The sequence below is a fragment of the Ancylobacter mangrovi genome, from assembly GCF_024752335.1.
GTDB lineage: Bacteria > Pseudomonadota > Alphaproteobacteria > Rhizobiales > Xanthobacteraceae > Ancylobacter > Ancylobacter mangrovi.
This window is the reverse complement of record NZ_JANTHY010000009.1, coordinates 43,687-69,092: the sequence shown is the minus strand read 5'-3', so window position 1 is coordinate 69,092 and position 25,406 is coordinate 43,687. Positions and strand designations below refer to the sequence as shown.

Sequence of the window (25,406 nt, the reverse complement as noted above, 5' to 3'; positions counted from 1 at the left end):
CGCCACCAGTTACGGCGTGCGGCGTGAATGCGCTGTGACAGCCGCCCCGGAACCTGCCGGACCCGCGCGAGGAAGGGTCAGTCGAGCGTCTGGCGGAAGCGGCGCACCGCGATCACCATCGCCACGAGCATGATCGCCGACAAGGCAAGGATGTTGTTGAGCAGGTCGGAGACGTCCGCACCCTTCAGCAGGATGCCGCGGACCATCCGCAGATAATGCGTCAGCGGCAGCGTCTCGCCGATCCACTGCGCCCATTCCGGCATGCCGGCGAAGGGGAACATGAAGCCGGACAGCAGGATGTTCGGCAGGAAGTACATGAAGGTCATCTGCACCGCCTGGAGCTGGTTCTGCGCCAGCGTCGAGAAGGTGTAGCCGATCGACAGGTTGGCGACGATGAACAGCACGGTGAGCGCGGTGAGCAGCGATAGCGAGCCAATCATCGGCACGTCGAACAGGAACAGCCCGGCGAGCACGATCATCGACGCCTGCCCCGCGCCCACCAGCACATAGGGCGCGATCTTGCCGAGCATCACCTCGACCGGGCGGATCGGCATGGCGAGCAGCGTCTCCATGGTCCCGCGCTCGATCTCGCGCGTCACCGAGAGCGCGGTGAAGATCAGCATGGTCATGGTGAGGATGGTGCCGAGCAGGCCCGGCACGATGTTGAGCTGCGTCACCGCCGCCGGGTTGTAGCGCGCGTGGGTGATGATCTGGAACGCCGGTGGCGCGGTCTCGAAGCCCGAGCCCGACGGCCCTCCCTCCTCGGCGAAGCGCTCGCGCCGCACCGCGGTCTCGATCAGCCCGCGCAGCGCGGCGACGGCGCTGCCGGAGGCGACCGGATCGGTCGCATCCGCCGCCACCAGCATGGACGGGCTCTCCCCGCGCCGCACCGAGCGCCCGAAGCCGGCCGGAATCTCGACGATGAAGGACACGTCGCCCGCGCGCATCAGGTGGTCGGCCTCCGCCGCGCTCGTGGGATGGGCGACGACGGCGAAATACTTGGTGTTCTCGATCGCGGCGAGGATGGAGCGCGTGAGCGAGGTGTTCTCATAGGCCAGCACCGCGGTCGGCAGGTGCCGGGGCGTGGTGTTGATCGCGTAGCCGAACAGCACGAGTTGCAGCAGCGGGATCGAGATCATGGTGGCGAAGGAGATGCGGTCGCGCGCGAGCTGCAGGAACTCCTTGCGCATCATCGCGCCCACGCGCCGGAAGAAGCCGCCGACGGCGGACGCCCCGCTCATTGGAAATTGTCCCTGGAGCGGCTCATCAGGTCGATGAACACGTCTTCCAGCGTCGGCTCGTCACGCCGCCAGGTCAGGCCCTCGCGCTCGCGCAGCGGCGCGATCGCCGCTTCCAGCGCCTTCTCGTCATGGCCGCCGACATGCACCGAGTTGCCGAACGGCGCCACCATGTCGACGCCCGGCAGGTCGGCCAGCTCACGGGCCAGCGCGGCCGGGTCGGGGCTGGAGACGCTCCACGTCACCAGCCCGGCGGAGGCGACCACCTCGTCCACCGTGCCCTGCGCCAGCAGGTCGCCATAGGCGATGTATGCGATCTCGTGGCAGCGCTCGGCCTCGTCCATGTAGTGGGTCGAGACCAGCACGGTCAGCCCGTCGGCGGCGAGCTCGTGGATCTGCGCCCAGAACTCGCGCCGCGCCTTGGGATCGACGCCGGCGGTCGGCTCGTCGAGCAGCAGGAGCTGGGGCTGCGGCAGGATGCAGGCGCCGAGCGCGAGCCGCTGCTTCCACCCGCCCGAGAGCGAGCCGGCGAGCTGGCGCCCGCGCCCGTCGAGTCCCAGCCGCTTCACCGCCGCGCGCGCCGCACCCACAGGGTCCGGCACGCCGTAGACCCGGGCAACGAATTCGAGGTTCTCGCGCACCGACAGATCGGCATAGAGGCTAAAGCGCTGCGTCATGTAGCCGACATGGCGGCGTATGGCGCGCGACTGGGTGAGGATGTCCATGCCGAGGCAGGTGCCGCGCCCGGAATCGGGCGTCAGCAGGCCGCACAGCATGCGGATCGTGGTGGTCTTGCCCGAGCCGTTCGGCCCGAGGAAGCCGTAGATCTGCCCGCGCCGCACCCGCATGGTGAGGTCGCGCACCACCACCCGGTTGCCGAACGACTTGGACAGGCCCTCGACCTCGATCGCGTATTCGACCTTGGCGGCATCGGGGGCGCCGGGCGGGGCGGTATGGGGCGTGTCCTCCTTCACGGCGCGATCTCGACCGTGATCGGCTGGCCCGGGCGCAGCTTCAGCGGCTCGTCCGGCTTCGCCTCCAGCACGAAGACCAGCTTGGAGCGCTCATCGAGGCTGTAGATGACCGGCGGGGTGTATTCCGAATCCTGGGCGATGTAGCTCACCGTGGCGGCGACGCCCCCGCCGCAGCCGTCGCAGCTCACCTGCACCCGGGTGCCGAGCTTGAAGCGGTTGAGATCGGGCTCGGGCACGAAGAAGCGCATCTTGATGAGGTCCGGCGGCAGCAGCGCGAGCACCGGCCGGCCGACCGGCACCAGTTCACCGGGGCGGAAATAGACGGTCTCCACCGAGCCGTCGGCGGGGGCGGCGAGCTTGCGGCGCGCGAGCCGCGTCTTCGCCGCCTCGAGGCTCGCCTGCGCCGCGTCCACCGCCTTCTGCGCCGCGCCGATCTGCGCGTCGCGCGAGCCCATGCGCCCGACCTCGATCTGCTTGTTGATCTCGTCGAGCGCCGCCTTGTTCTGGTCGAAGGTTGCCTGCGCGGTGTCGAGCGCGGCCTTGGAGCCGACCTTCTTGTCGTAGAGGTCCTGCTGCCGGCCCAGCTCGATGCGCGAGAGCTCGAGTGCCGCCTCGGCCCGCCGCTTGCTCGCCTGCAGCACCTCGATCTCCTGTGGCCGCTGCGCGCTGGCCTGAAGATCGGCGAGTTGAGCCTTGGCCTGCTCCAGGCTCGCCGCGGCGGAATCGACATCGGCCTGCTGGAGGTCGGCATCGACCTCGAACAGCGGCTGGCCCTTCTTGACCCGGTCGCCCTCGTCGACGTCGAGCCGCGTCACGCGCCCGGCCTCGTCCGGGCCGACGAACACCAGATCGGCCTCGGCATAGCCCTGATAGCGCGGCGGCCCCTTATCGGCGCAGGCGGCGAGCGAGAGCGCGAGAAGCGCGGCACAGAGCGGCCCGCGCCACGCGAGGGAGCCTCGTGAGCGGATGCGCATCATGGCTCCTTCCATCCGAGGCCGCGCAGCGTGATTTCGGCATGCGCTTCCAGCATGCCCTGGACATCGAGCGCCTCGTGGCGCTGGAACAGCCCCTCCCACACCGTCGCGACGAGCAGCGGGGCGATGAGGAGCTGGGGGAAGCGCAGGCCGGCGTCGGAGGAAATCTCGCCGCGCTCCAGCGCCCGCGCATTGATCGCCCGCAACAGGCCGAGCCCGCGCGAGACCACTTCGCGATAATAGAAGCCGGCGATCTCCGGGAAGCGCTCGCCCTCGCCCAGCATCAGCCGCACGATGTGCCGGCGCGGGGAATGCACCGCCTCGTTGGCGAGATGGGCGAACAATACCGAGAGGAACGCGCGGGTGCTGCCGGGAAAGTCCGCGAACTCGCGCTCCAGCCGCCCCAGCACGGGGTCGATCGCCTGCCGCACCAGCCCTTCGAACAGGGCTTCCTTGTCCTTGAAGTAGAGGTAGAGCGTGCCCTTGGCGACGCCCGCGCGCGCCGCCACGTCCTGCATGCGCGCGCCGGCGAAGCCCGCCTCGGCGAACACCACCAGCGCCGCCTCCAGTATCTCGCGCCGCCGGTCGGCCGGCTCCTTGCTGGCGCGGCGGCGCGCCGGGGCAGTCGCCCGCGGCTTCGCGCCGCCGCCCTCCCCGCTTCCGTCTCCGCTCGCCATGGCACACCTCGAAAATGACTGACCGGTCAGTCATACCGCAGCGCGCGTCTTCTGGCGAGGTTCCGCAACGGGAAATTTCGGTGATGGCCGACGGGTGGCGGACCCCAGCCCGAAAACGAAACGGGCGCCCCGAAGGGCTCCCGCTCGCAGCGTCTGCAGAAGGTTCGCGATCAGTCCATCTTGCCGATGGCGATGAACTGCGTTTCGCCCGAGGAGCCGTCGACGCCGTCATTGTCGGTGACGATAAAGGCGTTGCCGTCCTTGTCGATGGCGAAGCTCTCGACCTTGTCGAGCACATAGCCGTTCGGCGCCTTGAGCAGCGGCATCAGGTCCTTGGCCTCGGTCTTGGTGAGGACCGGCGGCTTCGCCTCCGAGCCCAGCGCCACCGGCGTCACGCCGTTCAGCGAGACGAAGGAGAGCTTCTTCACCTTTGCCTCGGGGCCGATCAGGTTGTCACGCTCGATCACCACCAGGCCGTCCTTGTAGGCGGTGATTTCGGAAAGGCCGATCCAGCCCTTCTCCGGCGTGTCGAGCGGGTAGCGCACATAGCTCCAGCTCTTGTCGGCGGGCTTGTAGGCGATCAGCTTGACGAAGCCCTTCGGGTCGTCCTTCCACTCGCGCTGCACCGCCATCCACACGGTCTCGTCGGCGCCCGAGCCGGTCACCGTCACGCCCTCAAAGCCGTAGCGGATCGCCTGCGCGGCCACCGCCTCCGGCAGCGCGATCTCCTGCGCGATGGCGCCGTCCGCGCCCACCTGCAGCAGCAGGTTCTGGGTCGGGTCCTGCTTCTTCTCCGGGTTGCCCTCGGAGACCAGCCAGAAGCCGCCTTCAGGCCGCGCCGCGATGCCCTCGAGGTCGAGCCCCTTGGCCGGCTTGCCGTCGCGGGTGACGATCGTCGCCGCGGTGATCCTCGCCGGCATCGCCGAGGCGTCGACGGTGAGGATCCGGCCCTGCGCATAGGCGCTGTCGGTCACCGCGTAGAGCTTGCCGGGGGTCGAGGGGTCGGCCGCGAAGCCCGAGAGCGCCGACCACCAGATCGGCAGGCCATCCGGCCCGTTCGCGGATTCGATGGTCGGATAGGCGACCTTGGCGCCGGGCTGGCGCTCATAGATCGTCACCAGCGCGCCGATACCGCCCTCTTCGCGCAGGTCGGTCTCGCTCGCGGTCACGAACAGGTTGCGCGAGGGGATCGCCATCAGGCCTTCGGGGCCGACGCCGCCCGGCAGCACCTGCAGGAACTCCGGCACCTCGGCGCCGCCCTTGTCGCGGTAGACGAACACGATCGAGCCGCGCTCGGAGGCGACGAAGATCAGGCGATCGTCGCCGAAGGTCGCGACCTCCGCGCCCTCCATCTCGATGCCCTTCTTGTTGCGCTTGTCGGGATAGTGGCCGAGGCGCACCGCCATGTGCTCCGGCGCGGTGCCGGATTCGAACAGCAGCTTGCCGGTCTTGTCGAAGATCGAGAAGCCGCGCGTGCCGCCCTTCCAGTCGCCCTCATTGGCGATGACGAAGCGGTCGTCGTCGATCCACTGCACCGTGTCGGGCTCGCGCGGCACGTCCTTCATCGAGCCGGACAGGTCGATCACCTTGTCCTTCTTGGTGTCGATGTGGTCGAGGTCGACCGTGCCGGCGGAGAAGCTGTTCGTCACCTTGCCGGTGGGCAGGTCGACGATGACGATGTGGTTGTTCTCCTGCAGCGTGACGACGACCTCGTTGCGGGAATTGATGTCCACATATTCCGGCTCGGGATCTTCCGGCGCCACGGCGGCGAGGCCGGTCAGGTCGACCACCTTCTTGGAATCGTCGACCACGCGCCCGTCCTTGACCTCGAAATAGGTCAAATTGCCGGGCGGCATCTGCGGGATGGCGCCGTCATTGATCTCCTCGTCGCGCTCGTTCTCCATCGCGATGGCGAGGTAGCTGCCGTCCGGGCTCTTGGTCACCGCGTCGGGCTGGCCGCCGAGGTCGATCTTGTCCTCGACCTTGCGCGAGGCGATGTCGACCACCGCCAGATGGCCCGAGGGGTTCGACTTCGATTCAGAGGTGTTCACGCCGACATAGGCCTTGCCGCCGATCACCACCGTGGTGGTCGGCTCGCCCTCGAGCGCCACCACGCCCGCCGCCTTGGGCATGTTGGGGTCGGTGATGTCGACGAAGCCGATCCGGTGGCCGGGGCTGTCGCTGTAGATCAGCGTCTTGCCATCTTCCGTGAAGGTGATGATCTCCGCCGCCGTCGACTTCGCCGGATCCGCCCCCGCCGGCAGGTTGTCGATCACGTTGAAGGTCGCGATCCGGTTGAACGGAGCCGGCGACTGGGCCACGGCGCCGGCCGCCGTGAGGCCGAGCACGACCGCCGACACGCCTGCGAGAAGAATCGAGCGCATGATTGATGTCCCCTGATGATACGGGGCCGGGCCCCGTCGTCGCGGCACTTCAAAGGGCCGCGAATGACAGGCGGATGACAAATGGACGCGGAAACTGTGCGGAAACACGGAGACGTACGACTTTCGTACAATCGGAATAGGCGGAAAACGACGAAATAGTACTTGCACTTACCTCTTGGGCATCGTCTCCTTGCAGCAGCGGGACAAGGCGCGAAAAGCGCTGCCCGGCGCGATCATTTCTTGGTCGCGCGGTGTGGAAGACTCGGCCTGGCCGGGCACGCACATTGGGAGGATTTATGAGCCAGAAACGCCATGGCATCGCCACCGACACATGCCGAGCCGGCCGCGACCTGACGGGCGCCGACGGCCCCGCCGCGAGACCGCGGCAAGTCTAGGCGCGCCAAGGGCTCATGGCGTGAAGGCCCCGCCCCGGATCCGGTTCGGGGCCACCCATTTGCGAAGCGTTTTCCACGGGCAAGGATTCCTGCCGGCCTTCGGCCGAAGGCACGGAACGCCATAGGGATCCGACGTCCGACGCCATCGGGGAACGCGCGCCCGCATCCGCCGCAGCCCTTCCGCGTGCCAGGACCCGTATCGGAGCGATCTCCGGGGCGGGCCCATGTGTTGCAGACCGATCCGCCGTCCCCGGAAAGCATCTCCGGGGCGAATGCGGTGTCTTATGCTCGAACGCTCGATGTCTTACGACAATGTCATTTACGTAAGGCGCGCTTGTAACTTGCCGAACGTGGTTTCCTGATCAATAGTTTTTAATGCAAACCGGCCATGCAAAGCGCTGGAGGCACCTGGGCCGTGTCAGGAAACGTGGACCGTGTCCGGAAATACGAAAAAGGGAGGACGAAATGTCTGAATCAACCAAGGCGCTGTCGCGCCGCTCGTTCCTGAGTTCGGGTGCCCTGGCCGGCGGTGTCGCCGCCAGCGCCCTTGCCGCCCCGGCCGTGCTGGCCCAGGCGCCCGTCGTGGTGAAGATGCAGACCTCCTGGCCCGCGTCGGACATCTGGATGGAGTTCGCCCGCCAGTACGTGGTCGCGGTGGAAGAGATGTCGGGCGGCCGCCTGAAGATCGACCTGCTGCCCGCGGGCGCCGTGGTCGGCGCCTTCCAGGTGCTCGACGGCGTGAACGACGGCGTCATCGATGCCGCCCACAGCGTGTCGTCCTACTGGTACGGCAAGCACAAGGGCGCCTCCTTCTTCGGCACCGGCCCGGTGTTCGGCGGCTCGGCCACCACCATGCTCGGCTGGTACTATCAGGGCGGCGGCCAGGAGCTCTATCGCGAGCTCACCCAGGAGATCCTCGGGCTCAACGTGGTCGGCCTGTTCGGCTTCCCCATGCCGGCGCAGCCCTTCGGCTGGTTCAAGAAACCAATCAACGGCCTCGCCGACATCAAGGGCCTCAAATACCGCACGGTCGGCCTCGCCGCCGACCTGATGCAGCAGATGGGCATGAGCGTCGCCCAGCTTCCCGGCGGCGAGATCGTGCCGGCGATGGAGCGCGGCGTCATCGACGCCTTCGAGTTCAACAACCCCTCCTCCGACCTGCGCTTCGGCACGGCGGACGTCGCCACCAACTACTATCTCAGCTCCTACCACCAGGCGTCCGAGGCCTTCGAGTTCCTGTTCAACAAGGACTTCCTGGAAGACCTCGACCCCGACCTGCAGGCGATCCTGAAGCACGGCGTCAACGCGTCGGCCTCGGCGAACACCTACTTCGCGCTCGATAACTACTCCTCCGACCTGCAGAAGCTTCAGAACGACCTCGGCGTCACGGTCTACCGCACGCCGAAGGACATCCTGAACGCGCAGCTCGTGGCGTGGGACGTGCTGATCGAGACGCTCAGCCAGGACGACTACATGAAGCGGGTGATGGACAGCCAGCGCGCCTGGGTGGAACGCGTCACCTATTACGAGCTCATGAACCAGGCCGATCTCGGCCTCGCCTATGAGCACTACTTCCCGGGCAAACTCTCGATCTGACCTGTTCGGAAGCCTGAATCGGCCGGCGGCGCGCCCGACGCGCTGCCGGCATCCTGACCGGGGAGCTCCCATTGATCGGATACATACGCTTCGCCGACCGGCTGTCGGGCTGGTTCGGGAAGACCTTCGCCTGGCTGATCATCCTGATGACCTTCGGCACCAGCTACGAGGTCTTCGTGCGCTACGTGCTGAACGCGCCGACGCCGTGGGCGTTCGACATGTCGTTCATCATGTACGGCACGCTGTTCCTGATGGCGGGCGCCTACACCCTGTCGCAGGGCGGGCACGTGCGCGGCGACTTCGTCTACCGGCTGTGGAAGCCCCGCACCCAGGCGGCGGTCGATCTGGTGCTGTACCTGATCTTCTTCTACCCGGGCGTGATCGCGCTGATCGTCACCGGCTGGAAGTATTCGAGCCGCTCCTGGAGCTATGGCGAGGTCAGCATCAACAGCCCCGCCGGCGTGCCGATCTTCCAGTTCAAGTCGGCCATGGTGGCGGCCGGCATCCTGCTCGCGATCCAGGGCCTCGCCCAGATATTCCGCTGCATCCTGTGCCTGCGCACCGGCGAGTGGCTGCGGGCGGAGAAGGACGTCGAGGAGACCGAGGACGCCCTGATCCATCAGCACGAGTACGAACTCGAGCACCAGCCCCGTCCGTGATCGCCCACCTGTTCAGACAGACCGACGGAGCACGTCTGTGACCGACCCTCAAGTCGCCCTGCTGATGCTGGGGCTCTTCATCTTCGTGGTGTTCCTCGGCTTTCCCATCGCGTTCACGCTGATGGCGATGGGCATCGGCTTCGGCTACTACGCCTATTTCGACGGCGACCGCATGTGGCGCGCCTATCACCGGCTGTCCGAGACCGCCGGCGCGCTGGAACGATGGTCCGACTGGATAGCCGGCTTCTTCAACAACCGCATCTTCGACCTCTTCATCAACCAGACCTATTCGGTGATGTCGAACGAAGTGCTCACAGCCGTGCCGCTGTTCCTGTTCATGGGCTACATCGTCGAGCGCGCCAACATCGTCGACCGCCTGTTCTCGACCCTCAATGTCGCGTCCAAGAACATCCCCGGCTCGATGGGCGTCGCGGCGCTGATCACCTGCGCGCTGTTCGCCACCGCCACCGGCATCGTCGGCGCGGTGGTGACGCTGATGGGCCTGCTCGCCCTGCCGGCGATGCTGAAGGCGCGCTACGACAAGAGCTTCGCCACCGGCATCATCTGCGCCGGCGGCACGCTGGGCATCCTGATCCCGCCCTCGATCATGCTGATCGTCTACGCCGCCGCCTCGGGCGTCTCGATCGTGCGGCTCTATGCCGGCGCGCTGCTGCCGGGCTTCATCCTGGTCGGGCTCTACCTCGTCTATGTGATGGGCCGCTCGATCCTGCAGCCGCACGCGGCCCCGCGCCCCACCGCCGACGAGGTGCCGGACGTGCCGATCGGCCGGGTAGTGTGGATGCTCATCACCTCGTTCTTCCCGCTCGCGGTGCTGATCCTCGCCGTGCTCGGCTCGATCCTGTTCGGCCTCGCGACCCCGACCGAGGCGGCCTCGATCGGCGCGCTGGGCGGCATCGTGCTGGCGGCCGGCTACCGGGCGCTCACCTTCCAGCGGCTGCGTGAGTCGGTCTACCTGACCGCGCGCACCACGGCGATGGTGTGCTGGCTGTTCGTTGGCTCCTACACCTTCTCCTCGGTGTTCTCCTATCTCGGCGGCGAACAGATCATCGCCAACTTCGTGACCGGCCTCGACCTGTCGCCGCTCACCTTCCTGATCCTGGCGCAGATCATCATCTTCCTGCTCGGCTGGCCGCTGGAATGGTCGGAGATCATCATCATCTTCGTGCCGATCTTCCTGCCGCTGCTGCCGCATTTCGGCATCGACCCGCTGTTCTTCGGCATCCTGGTCGCGCTGAACCTGCAGACCAGCTTCCTCACGCCGCCCATGGCGATGTCCGCCTACTATCTGAAGGGGATATCGCCCCCCGAGGTGCAGCTCACGGACATCTTCCGCGGCGTGATGCCCTTCCTGTTCATGGTGTTCATCGCCATGGCGATTGTCTATGCGGCGCCGGACGCGATCTACTGGCTGCCCAACCTGGTGTATGGCCGATGACAGCGAAACCGACCTTCAGGGGAGCCGAGGCGATCGTCGGGCTCGGCGCCGTCGAACAGCGCAACCGCATCGCCTCGGGCGCGCTCAGGGCCGAGGAGCTGACCGAAGCCTGCATTGCCCGCATAAGCGCGACCGAGCCCGACCTGCACGCCTGGGCCTGGTTCGACCCCGAGCATGCGCGCGCCCAGGCGCGGGCGCTCGACGCCTATCGCGGCACCGGCCAGCCTATCGGGGCGCTGCACGGCGTGCCGGTCGGGCTGAAGGACATCATCGACACGGTCCGCATCCCGACCGCCAACGGCACGGCGCTCGACGAGGGCCGCACGCCCGAGCAGGACGCCTTCGTGACCGCCCAGCTCAAGGCGGCCGGCGCCGTCATCATGGGCAAGACGGTGACGACCGAGCTCGCCTATCTGCACCCCGGCCCCACCCGCAACCCGCACAATCCGGCCCACACGCCGGGCGGCTCCTCCTCGGGCTCCGCCGCTGCGGTCGCCTCCGGGCAGGTGCCGCTCGCGGTCGGCACCCAGACCGGCGGCTCGCTGATCCGCCCCGCCGCCTATTGCGGCGCGGTCGGCTTCAAGCCGAGCTTCGGGCGGATCCCGCGCACCGGCATCCTCGCCGAGAGCCCGAGCCTTGACACGGTCGGCGTCATCGCCCGCTCGGTGCCGGACGCCGCGCTCCTCGCCGAGGTGCTGTTCGGCCACGACCCGGCCGACCGGGCCACCTCCCCGGCCCCCGCCCCCCGGCTTCTGGAAAGCGCGCTCTCCACCGCGCCGCTGCCGCCGGTCTTCGCCTTCGTGCGGCCGCCGCACTGGGAGCTCGCCGCGCCCGAGACGCGCGACGCGCTGGCCGAGGTCGCGGGCCTGCTCGGCGAGCAGTGCTTTGCGGTCGAGCTTCCGCCCGCCTTCGACGAGGCACAGGCGGTGCACCGGCGCATCTATTCCGCCGAGATGGCCAAGTGCCTGCACACCTATGAGCGGCGTGGGCGCGACCGGCTCTCCGACGTGCTGCTCGGGGCGATCGACGCCGGCAAGGCGATCCCGGCCCGCGACTACATCGCCGCGCTGGACTGGCCGGACGTGCTCTATGCGGGCCTTGCCGAGATTTTCACCCGCTGCGACGTGATCCTGACCGCGGCCGCGCCGGGTCCCGCGCCGGCCGGGCTGGAGAACACCGGCGACGCCGTCTTCAACGCCCTCTGGACGATGCTCGGCGTGCCGGCCATCACCCTGCCGCTGCTGCAGGCGGACGGCCTGCCGATGGGCGTGCAGCTCATCGGCCGCCGCGGCGACGACGGACGGCTGCTGCGCACCGCCCGCTGGCTGACGGACCATCTCACGCGCATAGAAGGAGGCGCCTGATGACCGAACGGCTCATGGCCCTGCTCGCCTTCCTGGTGCTCGCCGGGTTCCTGTCGATCCTGGTGATCTGGGTCCCGCGCGTCGATCTCGGCGCCTGGGTGCTGCTGACCCTCGTCTGCGCCGGCTACGACATGATCGACAGCCATCGCGGCCAGGGAACCTCCTGAGCGCGGCAGGCCTGTCAGCGCCACGGCGATCACCATCGTCTTCGAAGCGATGACGCACTAAGCTCGCGCCCGTGCCAACATCGTGGCGCCGCCCTCCCCCCCGGCGGCGCCGCTCCACGACGGGACTGCGCGATGCCGCCGCTCTTCACCATCGGCTATGAACAGGTCTCCGCCCCCGCCGTGCTCGACACGCTGGCGCAGGCCGGGGTCGGGCTGCTGGTGCATGTGCGCGCGGTCGCCGCCTCCCGGCGCGCCGGCTTCTCCAAGAGCCTGCTCGCCGCCGGCGTCGCCAGCCGCGGCATCGACTATCTCCATTTGCGCGGCCTCGGTACGCCCGCCGAAGGCCGGCAGGCGGCCCGCACCGGGCGTTACGACGAGATGCGCCGCATCTTCGCCGAGCACCTCGCCACGCCGACCGCGCAGGAGCAGCTCGACGAGCTCGCCGGCCTCACCGCCGCCGGCCGCGCGGTCTGCCTGCTGTGCTACGAGCGCCACCCCGAGCACTGCCACCGCCAGATCATCGCCGACCTCATCTGCGAACGGGTCGGCGTGAAGGTGGAGCATCTGGCCGCCCCGCCGGTGTGATCGCGGCCACACTGCGGCAAAAGGCACGGCCCGGATGCCGATACCGTGGATATTTCAATTTTTGATTGATTGAGCACAACCGCCCAGAGGTGCTCGGATGGGTTGCGTGCCCTCGCGGCACCAGCTCCCCCACCGGATCGGGCAAGGTATGGGCGCTCCGTCGACGCTTGCAGCATCGTGCCTGGCCGTCCTCGCGACCCTCGTCGCGTCGATGGCCGCGGGCGCGGGCGGCGATGCCCTCGCCGGCGACGGGCCGGCCGGCGCCTTCACGAAGCGGTTGTATTTCTATTCGGGCGTCGATGTCGCCCGCGACAACGTCTACGGCTGGGCCGGCGCCGCCTGGTCGCCGCGCGGCCTGATGGACCAGGAGGGGCTGCGGGTGCGGCTCCAGGGCGGCGGCGGGCAGTACAAGTACCGCACCGACGCCGTGCCGGGCGGCTGGAACACGGTCAGCAAGACCGAGGGCGAACTGCTCCTCGGCTGGCAGTTCCTCAACGGCCGCCAGGCGCTGGCGATCTATGGCGGCGTCAACGTCACCGAGAACCTGCTGGACCAGCCCGACCCTTACAATCGCGACCAGGGCACGGCGGTCGGCGCCAAGGCGGTGGCCGAGTGGTATTACCGCTACGACGACGACTGGACCTTCACCGCCGCGCTGGGCGGTTCCACGGCCGACGAGACCGCCTTCCTGCGCGCCACCGCCGGGCGCCACGTCACGTCATGGTTCGATCTCGGCGCAGAGGCCGGCACCTCGACCGATTGGCTGTCGCAGGATGCGCGCGCCGGCCTGTTCATCGCCACCCCGCTGCCCGGCCGGCAATGGCGGGCCGCCGGCGGCTGGCGCTGGAGCAGCGACAGCGACGACGGCGCCTATGCGACGCTCTCGCTCTACGCGCCGTTCTAGGCCGGCTGGCGGCGCCGCACAGGCCTTCCGCTGGGTCGGGCGACCGGGAGCCCCTAAAGGGCCGCAGCGGACGGCACAGGCCGGCTCCAGCCTCAGGCGTCCTCCGCCTTCATCGCGTCAAGCGCGGGCCCTGCATCCACGCTCGCCGTCTCGGCCAGTTCGTGGATCTCCAGCGCCTCCAGCTCCTCGCGCGTGTCGATGTCGGCAAAGGCGGCGTCGCCCTCCACCGGCACCTCGGCCACCGCCTCGGCATGGGCGGCAATGAGGTGGCGCGCGCCGACATCCCCACTGAGCGCCGCCAGCTCGGGGAACAGGCGGGCCGACCAGGCCACCGGATTGCCCCGGCGCCCCTCGGCGACCGGCACCGCGACCAGCCTGCCGGCCTCATCGTCGAGCGCCTCGGCGAGCCGGTCGATCAGGCCGGCATCCACCTTCGGCATGTCGGCGAGCGTCACCACCGCGCCCGACGCCTTCGGCGGCAGCGCGGCGATGCCCGCCTTGAGCGAGGTCGAGAGCCCGTCGGCGAAATCGGGATTGTGCACGAACTTCACGTCGAGGCCGGCGAGCGCGCGCCGCACCTCCTCGGCCTCGTGGCCGGTGACGACCACCACCGGGCGCTGCTTCGAGGCGAGGGCCGCGCGCACGGCGCGGCGCACCAGCGGCTCGCCATTGACCGTCGCCGTCAGCTTGTAGGCGTGCGGCATGCGGGTGCCGCGTCCGGCGGCGAGCACCACCACGCCGATGCCCTCGCTGCCATCCGGCGCCTTCTCCCGCGGCTGCGGGCGTGAGGGGATTTCCATGAGCAGTCCTCCAACCCCCATGGACATGATGTCGTGCGAGGTGACGTCAAGGCCCGCCAGCAGGCGATGCAGCACCCAGTCGAAGCCGTTCTCCTTCGGGCTGCGCGCACAGCCCGGCGCGCCGAGCACCGGCATGTCGCCGATACGCCCGACCAGCAGGAGGTTGCCGGGGTCGACCGGCATGCCGAAATGGTCGATCCGCCCGCCCGCCGCCTCGATGCCGGCGGGGATGACGTCCAGCCGGTCGGCGATGGCCGAGGCGCCGAACACGATGGCGATCTCCGCCCCGCAGGCGAGCGCCCGCCGCAGCGCCGGCGCCAGCGCGCCCTCCTCGTGGCGCACCCGCTCCTCGCTGACGATGCGCGCGCCCGCGGCGGCGAGCCGGGCCGCCGTGGTCCTCAGCGTGCCGGCGACCACCTTCTCGGTCGAGCCCGGCAGCATGGTGCAGATGACGGCGGCGCGGGTGAGCCGGAACGGCGCCACCTGCACCATCGGGCCCGAGGCCAGCCGGATGCGTTCCATCACGCCGGCCGGCACGGCGAAGGGGATGATCTTCACCGTCGCCACCATGGCGCCGGCCTCGACCGGATGAAATTCCGGCAGCGTCGCCAGCGTCGCCGCCTCGTCGATCCGGTTGAGCGCGTCGACCGCCCGGCGGTCGATCCTCATCAGGCCTGCCGCGCCGGCGCGCAGATTGGCGCGTCCGGTGAAGGCCCGGTCCACCCGCACATGGTCGCCCGCGATGGCGGCCGCGATGCGGGCCGCCGCCTGGTCCTCGCCGACGTCGCCCGGTTCCAGCCGGGCCGCGACGATGCTCTCCACCCCGGCCGCGCGCAGCTTCTCGAGCGTCGGCCGGTCGATCGGCGCGCCCTTCTTCAGCTCGATGCCGGGCAGACGCAGCGCGTGGACGTTCACGGCGCCTTCCGCCTCGTCGACCGGAAAGCGCCCGAACCTCACGCCGCCTGCTCCCGTGCCGCCGGCCGGCGCCGCAGGACGCCGATCACCTCGGCGAGGATCGAGACCGCGATCTCGGCCGGGCTCACCGCGCCGATATCGAGCCCGATCGGCGCGTGGATGCGCGCCAGATCCTCGCGCGGAACGCCAAGCCCGGCGAGGCGCTCCACCCGCGTCGCATGGGTGCGGCGCGAACCGAGCGCGCCGACATAGAAGCAGCCGCGCGCCAGCGCCTCGACCAGCATGCCGTCGTCGATCTTCGGGTCATGGGTCAGCGCCGCCACGGCGGTGAAGGGGTCGAGCGCGAGTTCGGGCAGCACCACCTCCGGCCACTCGGCCCGCAGGTCGACGCCGGGGAAGCGCTCGGGCGTGGCGAAGGCGGTGCGCGGATCGACGATGGTGACGTCGAAGCCCGCGCCGGTCGCCATCGGCACCAGCGCCTGCGAGATGTGCACCGCGCCGGTGATCACCAGCCGCGGCAAAGGCACCTGCACGGTCAGGAACACCCGCTCATTGCCGAGGTCCACCAGCGCGCTGCGCCCGGTGCGGAAGCCCTCCGCCAGCCGCTCGGCGAGCGGATCGGACGGCGCCTCGGCGGGCGTCACCAGCCGCTGGCGGCCGCTCCCGATTTCGGTGACGAGGATCGTCGCGCGCCGCGCCGCGCGCTCGGCGTTCAGCCGCTCCAGCAAAGCGAGTTCCATCAGGCGACCTTCTCGACATAGACGCTGATGCGCCCGCCGCAGGAGAGACCGACCTCCCACGCCGTGGCGTCGGCAACGCCGAACTCCAGAATCCGCGCCTGCCCGTCCGCGATCACCTCGGCCGCCTCGGCCACCACCGCGCCTTCGACGCAGCCGCCCGAGACCGAGCCGAGGAAGTTGCCCTCCTCGTCCACCGCGAGGTGGCTGCCGACCGGGCGCGGCGCCGAGCCCCAGGTCTCCACCACCGTGGCAAGCGCCACGCCGCGGCCCTCGCGCCGCCAGCCGGCGGCGGCTTCAAGCACGTCTTCCTCGCGCGCGAACATCGCGGCCTCCACGTTCCGTCCGAAGGGTCATATTCAGATGTATATAGCGCACTGCAACATCAAGCGCCTTGCCCCTAAAGGCGGAAGATATCAAAACAGCGCGCATGAGCGCCCTCCGCCGTCCCTCCGCCACCCCAGTCGTCCCTCAGCACGCGCCCTCGCACGCGCCGCTGCCGCTTCCTGCACGCACCCTGCGCAGCGTCGGGGAGCTGGCCGAGGCCGGCCTGCTGCAGGACAGCGAGGGGCTCGAGGCCGTCGCGTCGCGCTACGCGACCGCCGTGACGCCGACGCTGGCCGGCCTGATCGACCCGCAGGACGCAGCGGACCCCATCGCCCGCCAGTTCCTGCCCGACCCGCGCGAGCTCGACACCCGGCCCGAGGAGCTCGCCGACCCGATCGGCGACGAGACGCACAGCCCGGTGCCGGGCATTGTCCACCGCTACCCGGACCGGGTGCTGCTGAAGCTGGTCGGCGTCTGCGCCGTCTATTGCCGCTTCTGCTTCCGGCGCGAGATGGTCGGGCCGGGGGCGGAGACGAGCCTTTCCGAGGCGGCGCTGGACGACGCTCTCGCCTATGTCGCCGCCCATCCCGAGGTGTGGGAAGTGGTGGTGACGGGCGGCGACCCGCTGGTCGTCGCGCCGCGCCGGCTCGCCCATCTCATGGCGCGCCTCGCCGCCATCGATCACGTGAAGATCGTGCGCTTCCACACCCGCGTGCCGGTCGCCGCGCCCGAGCGCGTCACGCCGGCTCTGGTGGAGGCGCTGCGCGCGCCGGACGTCACCGCCTATGTCGCGATCCACGCAAACCATGCGCGCGAACTCGGCCGCGAGGCCCGCGCGGCCATCGCCTGCCTCGCCGATGCCGGCCTTCCGCTGGTCGGCCAGAGCGTGCTGCTCGCGGGCGTCAACGACGATGCGGACACGCTCGCCGCCCTGTTCCGCGCGCTCGTGGAATGCCGGGTGAAGCCCTATTATCTGCACCATCCCGACCTCGCCCCCGGCACCGCACATTTCCGCCTGCCGATCGCGCGCGGGCAGGAACTGATGCGGGCGCTGCGCGGGCGCGTCTCCGGCCTCGCGCTGCCGACCTATGTGCTCGACATTCCGGGCGGCTACGGCAAGGTGCCGATCGGCCCCTCGCATCTCAAGCCCGCACCCGAGGGCTGGCGCGTGACCGACTATTGCGGCGGAGTACACCGCTACGGCGACCCGGCGTGAACGCTCCGCGCCAGGCCGACGTGGTGATCGTCGGCGCCGGTGCCGCTGGCATGATGTGCGCCATCGAGGCCGGCCGGCGCGGGCGCTCGGTGATCGTGCTCGACCATGCTCGCGCGCCAGGTGAGAAAATCCGCATATCCGGCGGCGGACGCTGCAATTTCACCAATCGTGACGCGGCGCCCCGCCACTATCTTTCGGCCAATCCGAGCTTCTGCATCTCGGCCTTGCGACGGTATTCCGCCCAGGATTTCATCCGCCTCGTCGAGGCCCGCGGCATCGCCTATCACGAGAAGACGCTGGGCCAGCTCTTCTGCGACAGCTCCTCGCGCCAGATCGTCGAACTGCTGACGGACGACGTCGCCGCGGCCGGCGCCGAGCTCAGCCTGTCGACCGGCGTGCGCGAAGTGGCGAAGACGCCCGACGGCTTCCGTCTCGAGACCGACCACGGCACGCTGGCCTGCCGCTCGCTGGTGATCGCCTCGGGCGGCCGCTCGATTCCGAAGATGGGCGCCACCGGCTTCGGCTATGACGTCGCCACGCGCTTCGGGCTTGGCGTCGTGCCGACCCGCCCCGGCCTCGTGCCGCTCACGCTCGACCCGCCGCCGCTGGAGCGGCTGGCCCCGCTCGCCGGCGTCGGCGTGGAGGCGCGCGTGCGCCACAGCCGCACCGCCTTCGAGGAGGGCCTCCTCTTCACCCATCGCGGCCTCAGCGGCCCCTCGATCCTGCAGATCTCGTCCTACTGGCGCGAGGGCGAGGAGATCGAGATCGCCCTCGCCCCGCATGTCGACGTCTTCGCCCATCTGCGCGAGGCACGCGGCCGCAACGGCAAGCAGTCGCCCGCCACCACCCTCGCCGCCCTGCTGCCCAAGCGCCTCGCGCAGGCGATCGGCGAGGCGGCGGAGCCGGCCGCCGCCCGCCTCGCCGACCTCTCCGACAAGGCGCTGCGCCGGCTCGAGCAGGCGGTGAATGGCTGGCGGCTCAAGCCCGCCGGCTCGGAAGGCTACCGCACCGCCGAGGTCACGCTGGGCGGTGTCGACACGGCCGACCTCGATTCGCGCACCATGCAGGCGCGCAACGTGCCCGGGCTCTATTTCATCGGCGAGGTGGTGGACGTCACAGGCTGGCTCGGCGGCTATAACTTCCAGTGGGCCTGGTCCTCCGGCTGGGTCGCCGGCCAGCATGCGTGAGCAGGCGCCCGCCCGTCAGACCACGAGGAAGTCGCGGCCGAGATAGGCGAGCTTCGGCCCGTCGGGGCCCAGCGTCACCGCCTCGACCCGCCCCACCAGCACGTCATGGGTGGCGATGGTGCGCGCTTCCACCAGCCGGCACTCGAAGCTCGCGACCGCACCGGCCAGCACCGGCACGCCGAGCCTTCCCTCGTGCCACTGCCCGACCGCGAATCGCGTCTCGCCGGTGACAGCGGTCCGCCCGCCGAAGGCCTGCGCCAGCGCCTGCTGCTCGCCCGCCAGCATGTTGACCGCGAACACGCCCGCGCGCCGGAACGCCGGGGCCGAATGGATGCGCCGGTTGAGGCAGACGAGGAGCGTCGGCGGCGTGTCGGAAACTGAGGCGACCGCCGTGGCGGTGAAGCCGGCGCGCCCTTCCTCGGTGCGGGTCGTCACCACATGGACCGCGGCGACGAGCCGGCTCATCGCCTCGCGGTAGAGCCCGGCCTCGACCGGACGTTCCGTGCCGTGATTGGCCCCCTGGCCGCTCGCCTCGTCCACAACCGCCTCCGATCGCCGTCAGTCACCGGATCGCGCGTAACTTACCGAGGGGAAAAGCGAAACGCTGTGTCCGGCGGACATCACAACCTTGTCGTCAACAGGCCGGGAAAGAAAGTCGCGACACGGCCGACGAACGCTACGTCCACAGGCAAGCAATTGAATTGTAATGGATTCGTTGCATTTCCATATCTGGATACCGTTGTATCACTTGTTTCGATCAATTGCATTTCGTCTTTCGATCGAATTGTATCAGGTCGCCGTGCACGCTAAGAGTCAGTCGGCGCACATGACACGGGCACGATCAGAATATGTGCAAGGCCCGGCGTGAGCGCTCACTCGATGCGGCTGAGGGGAGCCGAAAAGCACAATGGATATTTTTGTTCAGCAGCTCATCAACGGGCTGACGCTCGGCTCCATCTACGGGCTGATCGCGATCGGCTACACCATGGTCTTCGGCATCATCGGCATGGTGAACTTCGCCCATGGCGACGTGTTCATGGTGTCGACCTTCATCGCTCTGATCTGTTTCCTGCTGCTGACCACCGTGATCGGCATCACCTCGATCTTCCTCGCGCTGGCGATCGTGCTGGTGGTGGCGATGTTCTTCACCGCGCTCACCAACTGGGCGATCGAGCGGGTCGCCTACCGGCCGCTGCGCGGCTCGTTCCGCCTCGCGCCGATGATCTCGGCCATCGGCATGTCGATCTTCCTCGCCAATTTCGTGCAGGTCTCGCAGGGCCCGCGCAACAAGCCGATCCCGCCCATGGTCACGGACGTGATCGTGCTGATGGACAATAACGGCTACCAGGTCACGCTGGCCTGGAAGCAGATCATCATCATGGTCTCCACCGCGGTGCTGCTCGGCGCGTTCTGGTACCTCGTGCAGAAGACCTCGCTCGGCCGCGCCCAGCGCGCCTGCGAGCAGGACCGCAAGATGGCGGCGCTGCTCGGCATCAATGTCGACCAGACCATCTCGCTGACCTTCGTCATCGGCGCCGCCCTCGCCGCCGTCGCCGGCGTCATGTACCTGATGTATTATGGCGTGGCGCATTTCGCGGACGGCTTCGTTCCGGGCGTGAAGGCCTTCACCGCGGCGGTGCTCGGCGGCATCGGCTCGCTCCCCGGCGCGGTGCTGGGCGGGCTGCTGATCGGCCTGATCGAGGTGTTCTGGTCGGCCTATTTCTCAATCGAGTACAAGGACGTCGCCGCTTTCTCGATCCTCGCGATCACTCTCATCTTCATGCCCCAGGGCCTGCTCGGCCGCCCCGAAGTCGAGAAGGTCTGAGGTAGGTCGACATGGCGCAGATCGTCGATACCGCGCCCGCCTCAGCGCAGGCTTCCGAATCCATTCTGGCCCACGCGCTGAAGGACGCCTTCATCACCGGGCTCGTCGCCCTCGGGCTGCTCGGGCCGCTGATCGGCTTCGAGACCGTCATCATCGACGGCGCGCTGGGGCTGAACTACCGCCCGCTGGTGCTGGCGGTCATGGTCGGCATCATCTTCTTCGGTCGGCTGATCCTCAACCTGACGGTCTGGTCGCCCAACCGGCAGCCGAAGATCCGCACCGGCCCGACGGTGTTCGACCGCGCCGGCGCCATCATCGGGCCGGTGGTGAAGCCCGCCCTGCTCGCCTTCGCGATCTGCTTCCCGGCCATCGCCGTCTTCTGGAGCGGCGGGCTCAACCCGAGCCGCTACCTGGTCGACCTCGGCATCCTCATCCTCACCTACGTCATGCTGGGCTGGGGCCTCAACATCGTGGTCGGCCTCGCCGGGCTTCTCGACCTCGGCTACGTCGCCTTCTACGCGGTCGGCGCCTACACCTACGCGCTGCTGGCGACCTCGCAGCCGATCCACGACTTCTTCGCCGCGCTGGTCGGCGAGGATTTCTGGTCGAACTGGGCGTTCTGGTTCTGCCTGCCAATGGCCGGCCTGTTCTCCGGCCTGTGGGGCATGATCCTCGGCTTCCCGGTGCTGCGCCTGCGCGGTGACTATCTCGCCATCGTCACGCTGGCCTTCGGCGAGATCATCCGCCTGGTGCTGATCAACTGGGTGGACTTCACCGGCGGCGGCGCCGGCATCGCCTCGATCCCCCGCGTCACCTTCTTCGGCGTCCCGTTCGAGCGCGGCGAGGACGGCTTCGCGGCGCTGTTCGGGCTCTCCTACAGCCCGATGCACCGGCTGATCTTCCTTTACTTCGTCATCCTCGGCCTCGCCCTGCTGACCGCCTTCGCCACCGTGCGGCTGCGCCGGCTGCCGGTCGGCCGGGCCTGGGAAGCGCTGCGCGAGGACGAGATCGCCTGCCGCTCGCTCGGCATCAACACCACCAACACCAAGCTGTCCGCCTTCGCCACCGGCGCCATGTTCGGCGGCTTCGCCGGCTGCTTCTTCGCGGTGCGCGCCGGCTTCGTCAGCCCGGAAAGCTTCACCTTCGACATCTCGGCCATGATCCTCGCCATCGTCGTGCTGGGTGGCATGGGCTCGCAGATCGGCGTCGCGGTGGCGGCGGCGGTGATGATGGGCGGCATGGAGATGCTGCGCAATCTCGACTTCCTTAAGGAATTCTTCGGCGACGCGTTCGACCCGACCCTCTACCGCATGCTGATCTTCGGCTTCGCCATGGTCGCGATCATGGTCTGGAAGCCGCGGGGCCTCGTCTCCACCCGCGATCCGACCATCTTCCTCAAGGAGAAGAAGTCCGTCTCGGGTGACCTCGTGAAGGAGGGCCACGGCTGATGGCGACCGCTCCCCACACTCCCCTCCCGCGCTGGGAGGAGGACCCGATCCTCGCCGTCGAGCACCTGTTCATGCGCTTCGGCGGGCTGATCGCGGTCAACGACCTCAGCTTCAAGGTCGGACGCGGCGATATCACCGCGCTGATCGGGCCGAACGGCGCGGGCAAGACCACGGTCTTCAACTGCATCACCGGCTTTTACAAGCCGAGCGAGGGCCGCCTCGTGCTGGCCCATGGCCGCGCGCCGACCGATGGCGAGCTGGCCAGCGTCACCCTGATCGGCGAGCGCGCGCTGGTGGGCGCGAGCTCGGGCGTCTACCTGCTCGAGCGCATGCCCGACCACCGCGTCTCGGGCGAGGCCAAGGTCGCGCGCACCTTCCAGAACATCCGCCTGTTCACCGGCATGACCGTGCTGGAGAACCTGATGGTGGCGCAGCACAACGCGCTGATGGCCGCTTCCGGCTACTCGCTCAAGGGACTGTTCGGCCTGCCGAGCTGGAACACCGCGCAGTACGAGGCGACCGAGAACGCCAAGTACTGGCTCGACAAGGTCGGCCTCACCGACCGCGCCGACGACCCGGCCGGCGACCTGCCCTACGGCGCGCAGCGCCGGCTCGAGATCGCCCGCGCCATGTGCTCGGGGCCGATCCTGCTATGCCTCGACGAACCCGCCGCGGGCCTCAACCCGCGCGAGAGCCTCGAGCTCAACGAGCTGCTGCGCTCGATCCGTGCCGAGCACGGCACCTCGATCCTGCTGATCGAGCACGACATGAGCGTGGTGATGGAGATTTCCGACCACGTCATCGTGCTCGACTACGGCACCAAGATCTCCGACGGCACGCCCGACGCGGTGAAGAACGACCCGCGCGTCATCGCCGCCTATCTCGGCGTCGACGAGGACGCGGTCGAGGAGGTCGAGGCCGAGATCGAGGCGGAAGTGGCCGGCAGCACCACAGAGGCGACATCGTGAGCGCAAGCGATACACTGGCTCCCGCCCCCGCGGCAGCCTCCCAGCCCGCCGGCTCGGGGGCCGTGCCGATGCTCTCGGTGCGGGGCGTGAAGACCTTCTACGGGAACATCATGGCGCTGAAGGGCGTCGACGTGGACGTCTACCAGGGCGAGATCGTCACCCTGATCGGCTCCAACGGCGCCGGCAAGTCGACGCTGATGATGACCATCTTCGGCCAGCCGAGGGCGCGCGAGGGCGCGGTGATCTACGAGGGGCGCGACATCACCAAGGTGCCGACCCACGAGATCGCCCAGCTTCGGATCGCCCAGTCGCCCGAGGGCCGGCGCATCTTCCCGCGCATGACCGTGTTCGAGAACCTGCAGATGGGCGCGGCGGTTGACGGCTTCGCCCATTTCGACGACGACCTGCGCAAGGTGTTCGACCTGTTCCCCCGGCTCAAGGAGCGCATCAACCAGCGCGGCGGCACGCTGTCGGGCGGCGAGCAGCAGATGCTCGCCATCGGCCGCGCGCTGATGAGCCGTCCGCGCCTTCTGATGCTCGACGAGCCCTCGCTCGGCCTCGCCCCGCTGATCGTGAAGCTGATCTTCGACGCGATCCGCGAGCTCAACCGCTCCGAGGGGCTCACCGTGTTCCTCGTCGAGCAGAACGCGTTCCACGCGCTCAAGCTCGCCCATCGCGGCTACGTGCTGGTGAATGGCGCCGTCACGCTCTCGGGCAGCGGCCACGAATTGCTGGAGCGCCCGGAAGTCCGGGCGGCCTATCTGGAAGGCGGGAAGCACTGATGTCCGATCGCGCCGGCACCCTCATCTCCCAGGGCGCCCCGACCAGCCTCGCGGTCGTGGTGCCGATCGTCATCATCGTCGCGCTCGTGCTGGCCTGGGTCTTCGCGCCCACGCTGGTGGCCGGGGTCTCGCGCGGCGAGTTCGCGCTGGTCACCGCCTTCCTCGGCGGCGGCGCGGCCTGGCTGTCGGGACGCTCCATGGCCCACACCTGGCGCAGCTACCGGCAGGCGGTGCTCTACGCGCTGCTGCTGGCCTGCGTGGTGCGTTTCTTCCACTACGCGCTGTTCCAGGGCACGTTGCTGTCGCTCCACTATTTCATCGTCGACGCCGCCTTCGTCATCTCGGTCACCACGCTCGGTTTCCGCGCCGAGCGCGCGAACCAGATGGCCACGCGCTATGGTTGGATTTACCGTCGGTCAGGACCGTTCGGCTGGACCGAGGACGCCAGCCGCGCGAGCGCCGGGAACTCGGCGTGAACGACCTTCGCCATGTTTCGCTTCGTAATCGACACGGGCATGGAAAAGGGCATGATATCGGCTCGGGGGGAGAGCCACCGCGCCGTAGAGGCCGTGAAAACACCACCCTTGGATAACCAGGAGAGAAGTTCATGAAGAAGCTTCTGTTTGCCGGCATCGCGCTTGGCGCCATGGCGGCCTTGGCCGTACCGGCCTCGGCGCAGGTCAAGGTCGGCGTTGCCGGCCCCATCACGGGGGCGAACGCAACCTTTGGTGCGCAGCTCAAGAACGGCGCCGAGCAGTGGGCGGCGGACGTCAATGCCGGCGGCGGCCTGCTCGGCAAGAAGGTCGAGATCGTCATCGGCGACGACGCCTCCAAGCCCGAGCAGGGCATTTCGGTGGCCAACAAGTTCATTGCCGACGGCGTCAAGTTCGTGCTCGGCCACTTCAACTCGGGCGTGTCGATCCCGGCCTCCGAGCAGTATGACGAAGCCGGCGTGCTGATGATCTCCCCGGCCTCCACCAACCCGACCCTGACCGAGCGCGGCCTCGCCGAGGTGTTCCGCACCTGCGGTCGCGACGACCAGCAGGGCGCCATCGCGGCCGAGTACATCCTGAAGAACCTGAAGGACAAGAAGGTCGCGATCGTCCACGACAAGACCCCGTACGGCAAGGGCCTCGCCGACGAGACCAAGAAGGCGATGAACGCCGGCGGCGTCGAGGAAGTCGTCTATGAAGGCATCAACCCGGGCGAGAAGGACTATTCGGCCCTCGTCTCGAAGCTGAAGGCCGCGGGCGTCCAGGTCCTCTACTATGGCGGCCTGCACACGGAAGCCGGCCTGCTGGTGCGCCAGATGCGCGACCAGGGCATGGACACCGTGCTGTTCTCGGGTGACGGCATCACCGACAAGGAGTTCTGGACCATCGCCGGTCCGGGCGCCGCCGGCACGCTCATGACCTTCGGCTCGGATCCGCGCAAGATCCCCTCGGCCGCCAAGGTTGTGGACGAGTTCAAGAAGAACGGCATCGATCCGGAAGGTTACGTGCTCTACACCTACGCCGCCGGCCAGGTGCTGCAGCAGTCGGCCGACGCGACCAAGTCGCTCGATCCCGAAAAGATCGCCGAGTACATGCACTCGGGCAAGGAGTTCGACACCGTGCTGGGCAAGCTCTCCTTCGACAAGAAGGGTGACCGCACCAGCGGCGACTACGTCGTCTACGTCTGGAAGGACGGCGGCTACTCGGAGCTCTGAGCGCGCGCGCCGACCGGGCGCCAGCGTCTGAACGAGGAAACCCGCCGGAGCGATCCGGCGGGTTTTCTTATGGGTGACTTGTCGGGCGATTTGCGGAAACCTGCCGCGCCGTGCCGCAGG

The 25,406-nt window shown here is 68.8% G+C and carries 24 protein-coding genes; 15 read left to right on the top strand and 9 right to left on the bottom strand.

Going from position 1 to position 25,406, the window contains the following annotated elements; genetic code table 11:
• Positions 1-77: 77 nt before the first annotated feature.
• The 5 genes from NVS83_RS19450 to NVS83_RS19430 all read right to left on the bottom strand — a co-directional run bounded on the left by NVS83_RS19450 (position 78) and on the right by NVS83_RS19430 (position 6,247).
• Positions 78-1,241 carry an ABC transporter permease gene (locus tag NVS83_RS19450; protein ID WP_258740786.1) on the bottom strand — a complete coding sequence of 388 codons (1,164 nt, stop codon included), beginning with the start codon at positions 1,239-1,241 and terminating at the stop codon, positions 78-80.
• Positions 1,238-2,146, bottom strand: coding sequence for an ABC transporter ATP-binding protein (locus tag NVS83_RS19445; protein WP_258740882.1), 909 nt, complete (start codon positions 2,144-2,146; stop codon positions 1,238-1,240). Before NVS83_RS19445 ends, NVS83_RS19450 begins: the two co-directional genes overlap by 4 nt.
• Positions 2,147-2,208: 62 nt before the next feature.
• Positions 2,209-3,189, bottom strand: coding sequence for an HlyD family secretion protein (locus NVS83_RS19440; protein ID WP_258740785.1), 981 nt, complete (start codon positions 3,187-3,189; stop codon positions 2,209-2,211).
• Entirely contained in the window at positions 3,186-3,863 is a 678-nt protein-coding gene (locus tag NVS83_RS19435; protein ID WP_258740784.1) for a TetR/AcrR family transcriptional regulator, read from the bottom strand. Before NVS83_RS19435 ends, NVS83_RS19440 begins: the two co-directional genes overlap by 4 nt.
• Before the next feature lie 170 nt (positions 3,864-4,033).
• Entirely contained in the window at positions 4,034-6,247 is a 2,214-nt protein-coding gene (locus NVS83_RS19430; protein WP_258740783.1) for an esterase-like activity of phytase family protein, read from the bottom strand.
• A gap of 860 nt (positions 6,248-7,107) precedes the next feature.
• Here NVS83_RS19430 and NVS83_RS19425 point away from each other — a divergent pair.
• From NVS83_RS19425 to bcsS, 7 genes are all read left to right on the top strand, one after another.
• Complete coding sequence (locus NVS83_RS19425; RefSeq protein WP_258733166.1) at positions 7,108-8,238, top strand: TRAP transporter substrate-binding protein; 1,131 nt, start codon at positions 7,108-7,110, stop codon at positions 8,236-8,238.
• Between the two features lie 71 nt (positions 8,239-8,309).
• Entirely contained in the window at positions 8,310-8,897 is a 588-nt protein-coding gene (locus NVS83_RS19420; RefSeq protein ID WP_258733167.1) for a TRAP transporter small permease subunit, read from the top strand.
• A 37-nt stretch (positions 8,898-8,934) separates the two neighbouring features.
• Positions 8,935-10,353, top strand: a complete 1,419-nt coding sequence (locus NVS83_RS19415; RefSeq protein ID WP_258740782.1) for a TRAP transporter large permease — start codon at positions 8,935-8,937, stop codon at positions 10,351-10,353.
• Complete coding sequence (locus NVS83_RS19410; RefSeq protein ID WP_258740781.1) at positions 10,350-11,717, top strand: amidase; 1,368 nt, start codon at positions 10,350-10,352, stop codon at positions 11,715-11,717. Before NVS83_RS19415 ends, NVS83_RS19410 begins: the two co-directional genes overlap by 4 nt.
• Entirely contained in the window at positions 11,717-11,884 is a 168-nt protein-coding gene (locus tag NVS83_RS19405) for a hypothetical protein (protein WP_258740780.1), read from the top strand. Before NVS83_RS19410 ends, NVS83_RS19405 begins: the two co-directional genes overlap by 1 nt.
• A 132-nt stretch (positions 11,885-12,016) precedes the next feature.
• Positions 12,017-12,469, top strand: a complete 453-nt coding sequence (locus NVS83_RS19400; RefSeq protein WP_258740778.1) for a DUF488 domain-containing protein — start codon at positions 12,017-12,019, stop codon at positions 12,467-12,469.
• A gap of 211 nt (positions 12,470-12,680) precedes the next feature.
• Positions 12,681-13,373 (top strand): cellulose biosynthesis protein BcsS, encoded by a 693-nt coding sequence (gene bcsS, locus NVS83_RS19395; protein ID WP_258740776.1) that lies wholly within the window; start codon positions 12,681-12,683, stop codon positions 13,371-13,373.
• Positions 13,374-13,465: 92 nt separating this feature from the next.
• Here bcsS and NVS83_RS19390 read toward each other — a convergent pair whose 3' ends face one another.
• The 3 genes from NVS83_RS19390 to NVS83_RS19380 are packed head-to-tail and all read right to left on the bottom strand — an operon-like array spanning position 13,466 to position 16,151.
• Positions 13,466-15,130 (bottom strand): NTP transferase domain-containing protein, encoded by a 1,665-nt coding sequence (locus tag NVS83_RS19390; protein ID WP_258740775.1) that lies wholly within the window; start codon positions 15,128-15,130, stop codon positions 13,466-13,468.
• Complete coding sequence (locus NVS83_RS19385) at positions 15,127-15,828, bottom strand: XdhC family protein (protein WP_258740774.1); 702 nt, start codon at positions 15,826-15,828, stop codon at positions 15,127-15,129. The genes NVS83_RS19390 and NVS83_RS19385 overlap by 4 nt, the downstream gene beginning before the upstream one ends.
• Positions 15,828-16,151: an XdhC family protein gene (locus NVS83_RS19380; RefSeq protein ID WP_258740773.1), complete on the bottom strand. Its 324-nt coding sequence runs from the start codon at positions 16,149-16,151 to the stop codon at positions 15,828-15,830. The genes NVS83_RS19385 and NVS83_RS19380 overlap by 1 nt, the downstream gene beginning before the upstream one ends.
• 104 nt (positions 16,152-16,255) lie before the next feature.
• Here NVS83_RS19380 and NVS83_RS19375 point away from each other — a divergent pair, with 104 nt between their 5' ends.
• Together NVS83_RS19375 and NVS83_RS19370 are read left to right on the top strand one after the other, a co-directional pair.
• Positions 16,256-17,368, top strand: coding sequence for a lysine-2,3-aminomutase-like protein (locus tag NVS83_RS19375; protein ID WP_258740772.1), 1,113 nt, complete (start codon positions 16,256-16,258; stop codon positions 17,366-17,368).
• The gene (locus NVS83_RS19370; RefSeq protein WP_258740771.1) at positions 17,365-18,555 is read left to right on the top strand and encodes a BaiN/RdsA family NAD(P)/FAD-dependent oxidoreductase; all 1,191 of its coding nucleotides are present in this window, start codon (positions 17,365-17,367) and stop codon (positions 18,553-18,555) included. Before NVS83_RS19375 ends, NVS83_RS19370 begins: the two co-directional genes overlap by 4 nt.
• A gap of 15 nt (positions 18,556-18,570) precedes the next feature.
• Here NVS83_RS19370 and NVS83_RS19365 read toward each other — a convergent pair whose 3' ends face one another.
• Positions 18,571-19,095, bottom strand: a complete 525-nt coding sequence (locus tag NVS83_RS19365) for a flavin reductase (RefSeq protein ID WP_258733178.1) — start codon at positions 19,093-19,095, stop codon at positions 18,571-18,573.
• Positions 19,096-19,462: 367 nt separating this feature from the next.
• On the opposite strand from NVS83_RS19365, the gene NVS83_RS19360 reads away from it, so the two are divergent.
• The 6 genes from NVS83_RS19360 to NVS83_RS19335 all read left to right on the top strand — a co-directional run bounded on the left by NVS83_RS19360 (position 19,463) and on the right by NVS83_RS19335 (position 25,286).
• Entirely contained in the window at positions 19,463-20,380 is a 918-nt protein-coding gene (locus NVS83_RS19360) for a branched-chain amino acid ABC transporter permease (protein ID WP_258733179.1), read from the top strand.
• Positions 20,381-20,391: 11 nt separating this feature from the next.
• The gene (gene livM / locus NVS83_RS19355; protein ID WP_258740770.1) at positions 20,392-21,828 is read left to right on the top strand and encodes a high-affinity branched-chain amino acid ABC transporter permease LivM; all 1,437 of its coding nucleotides are present in this window, start codon (positions 20,392-20,394) and stop codon (positions 21,826-21,828) included.
• Entirely contained in the window at positions 21,828-22,796 is a 969-nt protein-coding gene (locus NVS83_RS19350; protein ID WP_258733181.1) for an ABC transporter ATP-binding protein, read from the top strand. Before livM ends, NVS83_RS19350 begins: the two co-directional genes overlap by 1 nt.
• Positions 22,797-22,864: 68 nt before the next feature.
• A complete protein-coding gene (locus NVS83_RS19345; protein WP_258733305.1) occupies positions 22,865-23,578 on the top strand; it encodes an ABC transporter ATP-binding protein in 714 nt (237 codons plus the stop codon).
• Positions 23,579-23,691: 113 nt separating this feature from the next.
• The gene (locus NVS83_RS19340; protein WP_258733306.1) at positions 23,692-24,054 is read left to right on the top strand and encodes a DUF6867 family protein; all 363 of its coding nucleotides are present in this window, start codon (positions 23,692-23,694) and stop codon (positions 24,052-24,054) included.
• 131 nt (positions 24,055-24,185) lie between these two features.
• Entirely contained in the window at positions 24,186-25,286 is a 1,101-nt protein-coding gene (locus NVS83_RS19335) for a branched-chain amino acid ABC transporter substrate-binding protein (RefSeq protein WP_258733182.1), read from the top strand.
• Positions 25,287-25,406 lie beyond the last annotated feature (120 nt).